At 60.7% G+C, this 13,410-nt stretch carries 13 protein-coding genes; 5 read left to right on the top strand and 8 right to left on the bottom strand.

All coding sequences use genetic code 11. The annotated features are described in order from the left end of the window. Nucleotides 1-289: 289 nt before the first annotated feature. From G5137_RS14495 to G5137_RS14470, 6 genes are read right to left on the bottom strand one after another with little or no spacing between them, the layout of a single operon-like run. Complete coding sequence (locus tag G5137_RS14495; RefSeq protein WP_421255594.1) at nucleotides 290-1,468, bottom strand: hypothetical protein; 1,179 nt, start codon at nucleotides 1,466-1,468, stop codon at nucleotides 290-292. 2 nt (nucleotides 1,469-1,470) lie between these two features. Continuing rightward, nucleotides 1,471-2,133: an energy transducer TonB gene (locus tag G5137_RS14490; protein WP_213388123.1), complete on the bottom strand. Its 663-nt coding sequence runs from the start codon at nucleotides 2,131-2,133 to the stop codon at nucleotides 1,471-1,473. Further along, nucleotides 2,130-2,531 carry an ExbD/TolR family protein gene (locus tag G5137_RS14485; protein ID WP_139707627.1) on the bottom strand — a complete coding sequence of 134 codons (402 nt, stop codon included), beginning with the start codon at nucleotides 2,529-2,531 and terminating at the stop codon, nucleotides 2,130-2,132. Before G5137_RS14485 ends, G5137_RS14490 begins: the two co-directional genes overlap by 4 nt. Next, nucleotides 2,528-3,058, bottom strand: coding sequence for a MotA/TolQ/ExbB proton channel family protein (locus G5137_RS14480; protein ID WP_005339367.1), 531 nt, complete (start codon nucleotides 3,056-3,058; stop codon nucleotides 2,528-2,530). The genes G5137_RS14485 and G5137_RS14480 overlap by 4 nt, the downstream gene beginning before the upstream one ends. Continuing rightward, nucleotides 3,055-4,359, bottom strand: coding sequence for a MotA/TolQ/ExbB proton channel family protein (locus tag G5137_RS14475; protein ID WP_335839927.1), 1,305 nt, complete (start codon nucleotides 4,357-4,359; stop codon nucleotides 3,055-3,057). The genes G5137_RS14480 and G5137_RS14475 overlap by 4 nt, the downstream gene beginning before the upstream one ends. Continuing rightward, on the bottom strand, nucleotides 4,356-5,117 hold the full coding sequence (locus G5137_RS14470) for a DUF3450 domain-containing protein (protein WP_421255593.1): 762 nt from the start codon (nucleotides 5,115-5,117) through the stop codon (nucleotides 4,356-4,358). The genes G5137_RS14475 and G5137_RS14470 overlap by 4 nt, the downstream gene beginning before the upstream one ends. 210 nt (nucleotides 5,118-5,327) lie before the next feature. Here G5137_RS14470 and G5137_RS14465 point away from each other — a divergent pair, with 210 nt between their 5' ends. Continuing rightward, a complete protein-coding gene (locus G5137_RS14465; RefSeq protein WP_216952456.1) occupies nucleotides 5,328-6,104 on the top strand; it encodes a helix-turn-helix transcriptional regulator in 777 nt (258 codons plus the stop codon). A 59-nt stretch (nucleotides 6,105-6,163) separates the two neighbouring features. Here G5137_RS14465 and glmS read toward each other — a convergent pair whose 3' ends face one another. Next, the gene (gene glmS, locus G5137_RS14460) at nucleotides 6,164-7,996 is read right to left on the bottom strand and encodes a glutamine--fructose-6-phosphate transaminase (isomerizing) (protein WP_005355853.1); all 1,833 of its coding nucleotides are present in this window, start codon (nucleotides 7,994-7,996) and stop codon (nucleotides 6,164-6,166) included. Nucleotides 7,997-8,051: 55 nt separating this feature from the next. Further along, nucleotides 8,052-8,825 (bottom strand): DeoR/GlpR family DNA-binding transcription regulator, encoded by a 774-nt coding sequence (locus G5137_RS14455; protein ID WP_421255592.1) that lies wholly within the window; start codon nucleotides 8,823-8,825, stop codon nucleotides 8,052-8,054. Between the two features lie 122 nt (nucleotides 8,826-8,947). Here G5137_RS14455 and blrA point away from each other — a divergent pair, with 122 nt between their 5' ends. From blrA to creD, 4 genes are all read left to right on the top strand, one after another. Then, nucleotides 8,948-9,622: a beta-lactam response regulator transcription factor BlrA gene (gene blrA / locus G5137_RS14450; protein ID WP_033138557.1), complete on the top strand. Its 675-nt coding sequence runs from the start codon at nucleotides 8,948-8,950 to the stop codon at nucleotides 9,620-9,622. Next, nucleotides 9,619-11,040, top strand: coding sequence for a beta-lactam sensor histidine kinase BlrB (blrB, locus tag G5137_RS14445; RefSeq protein ID WP_421255591.1), 1,422 nt, complete (start codon nucleotides 9,619-9,621; stop codon nucleotides 11,038-11,040). The genes blrA and blrB overlap by 4 nt, the downstream gene beginning before the upstream one ends. A gap of 80 nt (nucleotides 11,041-11,120) precedes the next feature. Next, nucleotides 11,121-11,915, top strand: coding sequence for an OXA-12 family class D beta-lactamase (gene blaOXA / locus G5137_RS14440; RefSeq protein WP_421255590.1), 795 nt, complete (start codon nucleotides 11,121-11,123; stop codon nucleotides 11,913-11,915). A 120-nt stretch (nucleotides 11,916-12,035) separates the two neighbouring features. Next, entirely contained in the window at nucleotides 12,036-13,385 is a 1,350-nt protein-coding gene (gene creD / locus G5137_RS14435) for a cell envelope integrity protein CreD (RefSeq protein ID WP_421255589.1), read from the top strand. The last annotated feature ends 25 nt before the right edge of the window (nucleotides 13,386-13,410 follow it).

Genomic DNA, 13,410 nt, shown 5'->3' with positions numbered 1-13,410 from the left:
GTGAGTGCCCACACAGATTGCTTGATTCAAATTGTTAAAGAGCGTCACGCTTGTCGCGTTGAGGAGGCGCATATTACGCTTCTCACTTCGAAAGTCAAGCGATTGTTTTCGCTTTTCTTTCGGCGCCCACTTCGCTAGGAAGCTGGCTCATCAGTTCGGCGTGTTCCGCCGTGCTGGTAGGGGCGCATTATAGGGAGCCGCGCCGGGATGACAAGGGCTTTTTGCAAAAATGCGTTCGTTTGCTGAAAAAGCGAACTGAACGCCCCAAAACAGCCCCTTGGCACCTCTTTTACGCCGCTTTTTTGCTCAACTCTTCGCTTTGTGCCCGGATATAGTTGACCCAGCTGGTTGCCTTCTGCTGCCAGTTATCCTGCTGCTGCAGCTCTCGGGCCAGTTCCAGCGCCTGGGCATACTGCTCCTTATTAAGGTGTGCCTGCACCAGCAACGCTTTGGCACGATTGCCTTGCTCGCCCTTCACCGACTTGATGGCAGCGAGCTGGGTCATTGCAGCATCAGTCTTGCCCTGTTGCAGCAGCAGTTCGGCGGCGCGCATGGCGGCTTTGGGCTGACCGTGCTGGTTGGCGAGCCGCTGCCAGCTATCGACCGCTTGTGACCACTCCCGGGCACCTTCCCACAATTGGGCAAGCAGTTGGCGGTTTTCAGCACTTTGCTTCATCTGTCCCTTGGCCATGGCCGCTTCCAGCAGACGGGCTCCACGATAAGGCAGCCCTTGCCAGGCATAGAGACGGATCAGCTGATTGCGGGCAGACGCATCATCCATCAGTTTTCTGTCAATAGCTGTTTGCAACAGAGCCAACGCCTGATCGCCACGTTTGGCGGAGAGGTTGAGCGATACCGCCTGTTGCCACCATTTGCTCTCTTTGGGTTCGTGGCTGATCAACTCGGCCGCCTGATCGGCCGCCACGCCATAACGTTGCTGAGCGGTGAGGGCGGAGAGACGAATGATGGCGGCCTGCTTCTGCCAACCCTTCTTCAACAACTGTTCGCTCTGGCTGGCAGCGTCACCGTACTGTTTGTTGTGGTAATAGAGGCCGGCCAGACGCAGGCGCAGCCCATCGTCTTGTTTGAGTGCCAGTGCCGCCTTGTAGCTGGCGATGGCGCCAGACCAGTTGGATTGCTGGGCCTGAATATCGCCGCGCAGTCGCAGCAGCTGGAGCTGTTGTTGCTCGGGCCACTCTTTATAGGCAAGGGCCTGTTCGACATAACGGCTCGCCTGGGCGGTCTGTTGCAGATTGGCCGCCAGCGAGGCTTGCAGCTGCGCCAGCCAGGCACGCTCGGCATCGCTATTTGGCTTGAGGCCGGACGCCTTGCTCTGGGCTTGTTGCCACTGACCGGACTGATAGAGCTTCATCACGGGTTCAAGCTGACGGGAGAAGTGAGGGCTGACCTCCATCGCCAGACAGGCTTGGCCGACCAGGGCAAGCAGACAGATCCAGATCCGCAACATAGTTATGACTCCAGTTTGAATTTGAGCGTGATGACTTGCACCAGCTTGTCGGTGGCGCCCGGTCTCGGCTGATAGCGCCACTTGTTGATCGCCTGAATGGCCGCCCGCTCGAACTGACGCTTGGGCTTGGCCTCGACCACTTCCACATCCTGCACGCCACCTTCGGCATTCACGCTAAAGCGCAGGGTGACGAATCCTTCGATCCCTGACTGCTGGGCACGATAGGGGTAGACCGGCTCGATCCGTTGCAGCGGCATCAGCATGTCACCTGCGCCGATACCCGCTCCCTGCTGCTGGCCGTGGTAGTTGCCACTCAATACTGGTGCGGTACTGGTCGCCACACCGGGGGCATAGACCTGCACCGCGCTGAGGCTGGAAACCAGATCCAGACTCGGCTCAACGGCCGCCAAAGGGGCCGCGGCAGGCATCGGCAGCGGTGTCGAGGCCAATGCAGCGGGAGGCTCTGGCAGAGGCTCGGGTTCCTGCGGTACCGGACGCTCGCGTACCTGCACCTCGGTCACCTCGTTCTGCATATTGATGACGATGGGCTTCTGTTCGCTCGCCACCTTCTCGCCCTGGGGCGGTTCAACCAGCGTGGCCATGAACAGCAGGATGCCCAGACTGAGGGCAATCCCCAGCCCCAGGCTCATCAGCTTGTATTTCATTTCGGCGCCACCGCCACGGCGATATTGGCGATACCCGCCGCCTTGGCCTCATCCATCACCCGCACCACCTTGCCGTGGGGCACCCGCTCGTCGGCCTGGATCACCAGACTGGCATCGGGTTGCTCCGCCAGCAGACGGGCGATGGTGGCCTGCACCCGCTCCACATCGATCTGCTTGCGGTCGAGGAAGATCTGACCCTGAGCCCCGATCGCCAGCATGATGCTGGAAGATTTCTGTACCTTGGCCTGACTGGCCTGGGGCCTATGCACCTCGAGCCCGGCTTCGCGCACGAAGGAGGTGGTGACAATAAAGAAGATCAGCATGATGAACACGATATCCAGCATGGGGGTCATGTCGATCTGCACTTCGTCACGCTGGCGTTTGGATTGCCGTCTCATTGCATTACCTTCTCTTCTCGCAGGCCGTCCCGGGTCTTGGCCAGCGCACGCTTGGCCTGACTCTCGAGCCGACTGAGTAACAACACGCCGGAGAGCGCCACCACCATGCCTGCCATGGTGGGGATGGTGGCGCGGGAGATCCCGCCCGCCATGCTCTCCGGGTTAAAGCGGTTGGCCGCAGCCAACGCATCGAATACGCCGATCATGCCGGTCACTGTGCCCAGCAACCCCAGCATGGGGCAGAGCACCACCAGGGTGCGGATGAAGATCAGATGACGGTTCAGTTCCAGCTCCGCCTGCGCCAGCCAGCGGCTGCGGATCGCTCGGGCGTGCCAGCTGTGGCGCTCGCTGCGGGCTTGCCAGCGGCCGAGCAGCTGTTGCTGCAGCGGGCCGAAACCCAGATTGAGGTAGAGCAGCCGCTCGATCATCAAAATCCACATCAGCACCAGCAGGGCCAGAATGACCCAGAGCACCGGGCCGCCACGGCCCATGAAGCTCTGCAGCTGTTGCCAGATGTCGAGCATCATGCTGCTCGCTCCATCCCGCCGTTATTGCTCTCGGCGCGCTCGGCCAGAATGCCGGCTACCTGCTGCTCCAGTACATTGGAAAGCTCGGTGAAGCGTGATTGCAGCAGGCTGTGGGCCAGGATCAGCGGAATGGCCGCAACCAGACCCTGTACCGTGGTGACCAGCGCCATGGAGATGCCGCCCGCCATGATCTTGGGATCACCGGTGCCAAACTGGGTGATGGCCTGGAAGGTGCCGATCATCCCGGTTACGGTACCGAGCAGACCCAGCATGGGGGCGATGGCCGCGATCACCTTGACCATGCCGATGCCGCGCTCCATGCGAGGAGTCTCCTGCAGGATCGCCTCATCAAGACGCAGCTCGAGGGTCTCCATGCTCAGTTCGGGGTGTTTGTCTGCCACCGTCAGCACCCGGCCGAGGGCGTTGTCGGCGTGATACTCGCCGCTCTTGAGCTGGCGGCGCACCCGACCCAGTTCGCGGGAGAGGCTCCACAGCCGTACTGCCGCAATTCCCAAACCGATGGCAGCCAGCAGCACGATAATGGCGCCGACCTGACCACCTTGCTGTACCTGCTGCCAGAAGGTAGGTGCCTGTGCCAGCATCGCCAGCAGAGTGCCATGAGAAGGATCCAGCGGCAGCGCTTCCCCTTCCTGACCCTGATAAGCCGCAACGGCAGAGAGCACGCTACCGGGCAGACCCAGTACCGGGCTCAAGCCTTCGGCGGTCGGTTGCAGGAAGCCTTCGCTCCCCAGCAGGGCAAAACTGCCAACCCGGGTCAGCGACTGCTCGCTGGCAGCCCCTTGGGCATCGAGCACCTTGCCGTTGAACTGGGCAATCCGGCCAGATTCGCGGATCTCCTGCAGCAGCGTGGCGGGCAGCAGGGCGAGAGCAGCACGATCCGGCACCTGTTTATCCTGTGCCATGGCTTTCAGCGGGGCGAGACGTTCCGGGTACTGGCCCTCGACGGCGGATTCGCTCAGCAGCTTGACCGCATCGCTGGCGCCCTGACGGGTGACCGCGAAGATCTCGTTCATGTCGCCGGAGGCTTGCTCCCACTGGGCGTTAAGCTCGACCAGCTGCTTCTCGTTGCTGGCGAACTTGCCGGCCAACTCCTTGCTCAGTCGCTGGGCCTCGGCCAATTTGGCGCGGGCACTGTTCAGCTCTTTGGAAACAGATGCCAGATCTTGTTGAGCCTGCTGTTCGCGAGCCTGTTCCTGCTGCTGCCACTCATCGGCGACAGCGGCGTTGGCACCGCAGGAGAGGGCAATAAGGAGGGGGAACCACTTCATGGTGACTCTCATGATTGGGCCTCCTGACTACGGCTGACAGAGAGGGGGACATTGAGCAACTGGGGAACTTTCTTGTCGGCGGCCACATCCATCGCCTCGGCGATAGGGGAGAGCCACTGGCTGTCGAGGGCTTGCCACTGCTTAGCCTCGGCAGACCAGCGCCATGCCTGACTGCGATCGGCCGTCATTGCCAGCAGGGAGACCCGACCCAGCGCCAGCACATCGACCCGACGCGGAGCACCATCCAGCTCCAGCTCGGCGGAATAGCTGTCCATCCGGCTGCCGTACTCGGCTTCAATCTGATAGGCCTGCAGCAGCTGACGGAATTTCTCTGCCTCGCTAACGTCTGCGCGAGCCAGGGTCGCTTTCAACTGTTCAACCCGCGCCAAACGATCTTCCTTGCGCAGCGGGATGTCATTTTGCACCAGCTGTTCCAGATCTGCCTGCATCTGCAACATCAGCGGTATCAAGCCCTGACGGGTCTCTTGCACCGCTTCCAGCTGCTGGCTCAATTTACCCAGCTCATTTTGCTGATCGGCCACCAGAGATTGCATGTAACGGTTGTAGGCTTCGAGGTCGCGCAGTTGCAGCTGGGCGTTTTGCAGCTCCAGTCGTGCGGCAACGGCGGCATCGGCGGCTTTTTCCACCCGCTGCTGGGAGGCTTTCCCGGCAGCTATGCTGTTCTTGAGGACGGGAGCAACCAGCTCATCCCCGATGGCAGCAAAGTGGACTGACAGTGGCAGCAGGGCCACACCCCATAATTTGTTCATTGAAATACATCTTACTAATGATAACTATTATCATTATCTCAAATGCAGGGCGGACTGGCAACGAGAGGATTTTCTTGGCCTTTATGCACAAAAACAGGATAATTTTTAAACACGCACGGAATAAGTGGCGCCAATAGCCACCGCACAAATATAAATAACGAGAAAAAATCTTTTCGATCAGTGTGATAGAGATCGAAAAAGGAGAAAGTCATGCTCAACGATGCGATCTGGGAACATATCGACAAGTTCACCAAGGCAACAAAAACCAGCGATATCCAGCAACAACTGGAACGCTTCAGTCATCAAATGGGCTTTGATTACTTCCGGCTGTTGATTATTTTCCCCATCAGCATGCAGAAATCCCACGTGGCACTGTTCAACAACTGTCCGACCAGCTGGTTTGACGCCTACAGCGAAAACCAGTATCTGACCCAGGATCCGGTGGTCTATCTGGGGCTGAAACAGACCCAGCCTATCTTCTGGAACAAACTCGACTGCGACTCGCCCTGGCTACCCAGCGCCAGCCGCGACGTGATGAACCTGGCTGCCGATTTCGGGGTGCGCAACGGCGTATCCTTCCCGCTCCACACCCCGCAGGGGGAGCACGGTATCCTCTCATTCATCACCAAGGAGAAGTCCAACTCTGATCTGATGTTTGAAAACGTTCCCTTGCTGTCATTCTGCGCCAGCTACATCTTCAACTCCGCGCTGCAACTGATCAAAAGCCGGCCTGACCTGATGAAGTACCTGACCGAACTGTCGGATCGGGAGAAGGAGTGCCTGTTCTGGGCAAGCGAGGGCAAGACCTCCTGGGAGATCGCCACCATCCTCGGCATCAGTGAGCGGACGGTCAACTTTCACCTGACCCAGGTGACCAACAAGACCGACTCGAAGAACCGCAGTCAAGCCATCGCCAAAGGGATCACCAGCGGCATCATTGTGCCCTCCCTCGACGAGGTCACCATCACCAACCTGCGGCTGTCGTAACCCCTCAGCCGAAACAAAAAGAGCCGCAATTGCGGCTCTTTATCATTTAAGAAAGTGACTTACTCGACGGTCACCGATTTTGCCAGGTTGCGCGGCTGGTCGACGTCGGTGCCCTTGATCAGGGCAACGTGATAGGAGAGCAGCTGCAGCGGCACGGTATAGACAATGGGGGCGATCACCTCTTCCACATGGTTGAGGTTCATGACCCGCATGGTCTCGTCGCTCTTGAAGCCGGTATCGGCATCGGCGAACACGTAGAGGATACCGCCACGGGCGCGCACCTCTTCCACGTTGGACTTGAGCTTCTCCAGCAGATCGTTGTTCGGCGCCACCACAATAATGGGCATTTCGGCATCGATCAGCGCCAGCGGGCCGTGCTTCAGTTCGCCAGCGGCGTAAGCTTCGGCGTGGATGTAGGAGATCTCTTTGAGCTTGAGCGCCCCCTCCATGGCGATGGGGTACTGGCTGCCACGGCCGAGGAACAGGCTGTGCTGCTTGTCGGCAAACTCTTCGGCCAGGGTTTCGATATCCTTGGCCAGTGCCAGGCTCTCTTTAATACGCAGCGGCAGGGCTTGCAGCGCCTTGACCAGTTCGGCTTCGGCGGCGGCGCTCAGGTGGCCACGGCAGTGACCGACCGAGGCCACCAACATCAGCAGGCCAGCCAGCTGGGTGGTAAACGCCTTGGTGGAGGCCACGCCGATTTCGGCACCGGCGCGGGTCATGAAAGCCAGATCCGATTCACGCACCAGCGAGGAGCCCGGCACGTTGCAGATAGCCAGCGAGCTCATGTAGCCGGATTCCTTGGCCAGACGCAGCGCCGCCAGGGTATCGGCAGTCTCGCCACTCTGGGAGAGGGTCACCAGCAGGCTGTTGGGGCGCACTACCGATTTGCGATAGCGGAACTCGGAGGCGATCTCCACATCGCAGGAGACGCCAGCGATCTCTTCGAACCAGTAGCGAGCCACCATGCCGGAGTGATAGGAGGTGCCGCAGGCGACGATCTGCACGTGCTCGACCTTGTCAAAGATGGCGCGAGCGCCGTTGCCGAACGATTCGACCACCACGTGATCGCTGCCCAGACGCCCTTCCAGGGTGTTGGTGATCGCTTTGGGTTGCTCGTGGATCTCTTTGAGCATGTAATGACGGTATTCGCCCTTGTCACCGGCATCGTGGGAGAGTTCGGACTCCTGCTCTTCACGCACCACGGCGTTACCGTTGGTATCGAAGATATGCACATCGCGACGGGTCACTTCGGCCACATCACCCTCTTCCAGGAAGATGAAGCGACGGGTCACCGGCAGCAGCGCCATCTGGTCGGAGGCGATAAAGTTCTCGCCGATACCGCGGCCGATCACCAGCGGTGAACCGGAACGGGCCACCACCACGCGGCTGTCGTCGCGGCTGTCCATCACCACGGTACCGTAGGCACCGCGCAGCTGCTTCACCGCAGTTTGCATGGCGGCCAGCAGGCTGCCGGCGCTCTTCAGCTCGTGATGGACCAGATGGGCAATCACCTCGGTATCGGTGTCGGAGCTGAACACATAACCCAGCGCCTTCAATTCTTCCCGCAGCTCTTCGTGGTTCTCGATGATGCCGTTGTGCACCACCACGATATGCTCGGAGACGTGGGGGTGGGCATTGCGCTCGGAAGGCTCGCCGTGAGTGGCCCAGCGGGTATGGGCGATGCCGGTACCACCATGGACGGACTGCTCGTCGAGCGCCTTGGCCAGCTCGGCCACCTTGCCCAGACGGCGAACCCGCTGCAACGGCTGGTTGGCGCTGAACACGGCCACACCGGCTGAGTCATAACCGCGGTACTCCAGACGGCGCAGGCCCTCTACCAGAATTTCAGCCACATCACGTTGGGCAACAGCCCCGACGATGCCACACATACACTTCTCCTTGAGATGCAAATCGTAAAGTCAGTTGGATGGTTCAGAGCTCGTGTCAGCAAGTGACCGGGGCGCAGATAAGCGTCACCCCCTGGGCTTGAATCTGTTCTCTGGCCTCGCTGGCCAGCCCCTCGTCGGTCACCAGGGTATGGATGCTCGACCAGGGAAGTTCGAGATTGGGGATCTTGCGGCCGATCTTTTCCGATTCGACCATCACAATGACCTCCCGCGATACCTCGGCCATGACCCGCGACAGGCCCACCAGCTCGTTGAAGGTGGTGGTGCCACGCTCCGGGTCGATGCCGTCGGCACCGATAAAGAGCTGGTCGAAGTCGTAGGAGCGCAACACCTGTTCCGCCACCTGCCCCTGGAAGGATTCGGAGTGAGGGTCCCAAGTGCCACCGGTCATTAACAGGGTAGGCTCATTTTCCAGCTCGCGCAGGGCACCGGCCACATTGAGGGAGTTGGTCATCACTATGAGGCCGCGCTTGTTGCCCAGCATGGGGATCATGGCGCTGGTGGTGCTGCCGCTGTCGATGATGACGCGGTTGTGATCACGCAGCCGCTCGGCCGCCGCACGGGCAATGGCTAACTTTCGGTTCGAAACTTGTTCAGGGTTGATCTCGACCACCATCTCGCTCGGCAAAGGGACGGCGCCACCGTAACGGCGCAGCAGCAGACCACCGGTCTCCAGTACCGCCAGATCTTTACGGATGGTCACTTCGGAGGTAGAAAAGTGTTTGGCAAGGGAGTCGACACTCACTTCACCCTGCTCTTGTACCAGGGTCACTATGGTGTGGCGGCGTTGTTGAGTATTACGTTTGGTCATTTTTAAGTTTCGATTCGAAAGAACATCGAAATATTAGCCCCTTTTTCGGAAAAATAAAACAGCAAATAGGATCCGATTTGGTTCGATGCCAGAATGGGGTGCCAATTTGCGACGAGGATGCCATGCAAAAGAGAGTCATCTGGCTGGTGGAGGATGAGGCCAGCATCGCCGACACCCTGATTTACGCCCTGCAGACCGACGGGTTTGAGGTGGAGTGGTTCATGCTGGGCCAACAGTTGCTGACACGACTGGAACAGACGCGACCCGACTTCCTGATCCTCGATGTGGGGCTGCCCGACATCAGCGGCTTCGAACTCTGCAAGCAGGTGAGGGCGCTGACCGATATTCCCCTGATGTTCCTCACCGCCCGCAGCGAGGAGATAGACCGGCTGATTGGGCTGGAGATCGGTGCCGACGACTATGTGGCCAAACCCTTCTCGCCACGGGAAGTGTGTGCCCGGGTGCGTGTCATCCTGCGCCGCAGCCAACCCGTCGCCCCCCAGCCCAGCGCCCTGCTGGTATTGGATGAAGAGCGGGCCCGCATCCATTTTCGCGGCCAGCCGCTGGCCCTCACCCGCTACGAATATCTGCTGCTCAAGACCCTGATGCAGGCGCCGGGGCGGGTCTACTCCCGCCAGCAGCTGATGGATCTGGTGTGGCAGGATGCGGAAGAGAGCCTGGATCGCACCGTCGATACCCATATCAAGACCATCCGCGCCAAGCTGCGCGAACATGATCCCGAGGCAAACTTGATCCTCACCCATCGCGGACTGGGCTACAGCCTGGAGCTGGCATGAGACTCGGGTTGCAACTGCTGTGCGGCCTGCTGCTGATCTTCGCGCTGGCCGCCTGGTTTGTACTGGAGATCTTCGTCGAGGAGATAAAACCCGGGGTGCGCAGCGCCACCGAGGATACTCTGGTAGACATGACCCAGCTGCTGGCGCCGCTCGCCCTCGATGATCTGCAAGAGGGCAATATGATGAACGGGCGGTTGGCCAGCGCCTTCGCCCGCCTCAACCAGAATCCCATCAATGCGATGATCGACGGCCACCTCAAGCAGCAGGCGGAGTACCGCATCTATGTCACTGACCAGAAGGGTATGGTGATTTACGACTCCGACGGTACAGATCTGGGCAAGGACTATTCCCGCTGGAACGATGTCTACCGCACTCTGCGCGGCCAGTATGGCGCCCGCAGCACCCGCACCGATCCCGATGATGCCGCCAGCTCGACCATGTATGTGGCGGCGCCGCTGCGGGAAGGGGCCGAGATCATCGGCTCCCTCACCGTCGCCAAACCCAATCGCACCCTGATGCCAGCCATCGAACGGGGGGAACAGGAGCTGCTGCGGGCCGGCGGTCAGATGCTGCTCATCTCGCTGCTGATCGGCAGCCTGCTGGTGTGGTGGCTAAACCGCGCCATCGGCAAGCTGGTGCACTACGCCGACTCGGTCAGCAAGGGGGAGGCGGCACCGCTGCCACGGCTGCACACCGTCGAGCTGGATCGGCTCGGCCGCTCGCTGGAGACCATGCGCCACCAGCTCGATGGCAAAAGCTACATCGAAGCCTATGTGCACAGCCTGACCCACGAGCTGAAGAGCCCGCTGGCCGCCATTCGCGGGGCAGGGGAGATTTTGGCCGAAACGCCGCCCCCCGAAGTTGCCAAACGCTTTATCGGCAACATCAATCTGGAAACCGCCCGCATGCAGCAGCTGATCGAGCGAATGCTGCAACTGGCGCGGCTGGAATCGGGGCAGGGGCTGGATCGCCAATCGGTGGAACCGGCAAAACTGGGCAAGCGCACCCTCGACGCCCGCCAGATCATCGCCCAGCGCCGTCAGGTGGTGCTGGTAGCCGAGCTGGCCAGCGCGCCGAAACAGAAGTGGGATCCGCTGTTGGTGGAGCAGGCCATCGGCAACCTGCTGGATAACGCTATCGACTTCTCTCCCGCCTACGGGCTGGTCACCCTGAGCGGCAGCCAGCAGGAAGAGGGCTACTGTTTTCGGGTCACCGACAGCGGCCCCGGCATTCCCGACTACGCCCTGCCGCGCATCTTCGAGCGCTTCTACTCCTTGCCGCGCCCGGACAAGGGCAAGAGCAGTGGTCTGGGGCTCAGCTTCGCCCATGAGGTGGCCCACCAGCATGGCGGCCGTCTGACCCTGAGCAACCGGCCAGAGGGAGGCGCGCTGGCGGAACTCTGGCTGCCATTCACCTAGTCCCCCCGCAACTTCACATTCCCCACACAAAGCGGCATTAGACTGCCGCTTTCTCTCATCCATTTGCTCAAGGAAATGCTATGTCCCGCCTGCTTCTCTCCAGCCTGCTGGCTGCCGGTCTGCTCGCAGCCCTGCCAGCCTCCGCCGCCAGCGGCTGCTTTCTCTATGCTGACGGCAACGGCCAGACCCTCTCCAGCGAAGGGGACTGCTCCAGCCAGCTGCCGCCCGCGTCCACCTTCAAGATCCCGCTGGCGCTGATGGGTTACGACAGTGGCTATCTGGTTGATGAAGAGCATCCGGCACTGCCTTACAAGCCGAGCTATGACGGCTGGCTACCCGCCTGGCGCGAAACCACTACCCCGCGCCGCTGGGAAACCTACTCGGTGGTCTGGTTCTCCCAGCAGATCACCGAATGGCTGGGGATGGAGCGCTTCCAGCAATACGTCGACCGCTTCGACTACGGCAACCGGGATCTCTCCGGCAATCCGGGCAAGCATGACGGTCTGACCCAGGCCTGGCTCAGTTCCAGCCTCGCCATCAGTCCGGAGGAGCAGGCTCGCTTCCTCGGCAAGATGCTGAGCGGCAAGCTGCCGGTCTCGGCGCAGACCCTGCAGTACACCGCCAATATCCTCAAGGTGAGCAAGATCGACGGCTGGCAGATCCACGGCAAAACCGGCATGGGCTACCCGAAGAAGCTGGATGGCAGCCTCAACCGCGATCAGCAGATCGGCTGGTTCGTCGGCTGGGCCAGCAAACCTGGCAAACAGCTGATCTTCGTCCATACCGTGGTGCAAAAGCCCGGCAAGCAGTTCGCCTCCCTCAAGGCGAAAGAGGAGGTGCTGGCCGCATTGCCCGGGAAGCTGAAGACCCTGTAATTCCTCCAGAAACCGGCGCAATGCCGGTTTTTTTATCCCCCTTCACCACCACTTCACACAAGCCCATCCCCCCTTCACGTCCGGCCGGCAGACTCACTCCATCCAACAAGGAGACGTGTCATGGTCAAACAGATATTCACCCACAAGATCTTTCTGCTGCTGTTGCTCAGCCTGCTGCTGATGGTACCGGTGCAATCCATCATGGAGCTGAACCGGGAGCGTCAGGCTTACCGCAGTCAGGCCATTCACAGCATCATGGCCAGCAGCAGCGGCCCGCAGCGACTGATGGGGCCCATTATCGTACAGCCCTATACCCGTTCGGTGACGGTCGAGCAGGAGGGCAAGCGCTTCGTCCGTCAGGAGCAGATCTACCGCTACCTGCTGCCGGAACAGCTGGACGTGCAGGCCATCATGGAGGTGACCCCGCGCAAGCTCGGCATCTATCAGGCGCAGGTCTATCAGACCCGGCTCTCCCTCTCCGGCCGTTTGCCGACAGCAGCTCAACTACAAGAGAGCGCGCCGCTCGCCGGGGATGATGAGCTGGTGGCAGGCAAACCCTACCTGAGTCTGGTACTCTCCGATGCCCGCGGTATCAACAGCGTCCCCGAACTGCAACTCGGCACACAGCGGATCCCGTTTGCCCCCGGCGCCCGCCTCGGTGATGCGCTCGCGGGTATCCATGCCCCGATCGACAGCCTGCCGCAGCAGGATGGCACCTTCCATCTGGAGCTCAATCTACAGGGGATGAACGCCCTCGACATAGTCCCGCTGGGCAAGGAGAGCACCCTGCAGCTGGCGGGCAACTGGCCCCACCCCAACTTTATCGGCGACTTCCTACCGGCCAGTCGCAGCCTCAATCAGGAGGGGTTCAACGCCAGCTGGCAGACCAGCTGGTTCGCCACCGATATGGAGAGCCGCTTCAACCGGGCGATGAACGGCGGGGAGGGCGTGTTGCCCACCTTCAGCGTCAGTCTGGTGCAACCGGTGGATCACTATCAGCTCAACGAGCGGGCGGCCAAATATGCCCTGCTCTTCATCGGTCTCACCTTTATCAGCTTCTTTATGTTCGAACTGCTCAAGGGGCTGCGGGTCCACCCGATCCAGTACGCGCTGGTGGGCATGGGGCTGGCCATCTTTTATCTGGTGCTACTGGCCCTGACTGAACACCTCGGCTTTGGCTGGGCCTATCTGGTGGCCGCGCTGGCCAGCGTGCTGCTCAACGGCTTCTACCTCAGCCATGTGCTGGGCGGCCCGAAGCAGGGGATCGGCTTTGCTGCGCTGCTCGGGCTGGTCTATGCCACTCTCTACAGCCTGCTGCAGGCCGAAGAGATCGCTCTGCTGCTAGGCGCCCTGCTGCTGTTCGCCACCCTGGCGCTGATCATGCTGCTGACCCGAAAGCTCGACTGGTATCAGGTGATGGGGCAACAGAGTGTCGAGTCCCGCCCAGCCGGACATGACAATGACGACTGAGGGCACAACCTCCGTCAATCTCTGA

Source organism: Aeromonas sp. 600282, assembly GCF_049175755.1.
In the GTDB taxonomy this organism is placed as follows: Bacteria; Pseudomonadota; Gammaproteobacteria; order Enterobacterales; family Aeromonadaceae; genus Aeromonas; species Aeromonas veronii_A.
This window is presented reverse-complemented; position numbering and strand designations above follow the sequence as displayed.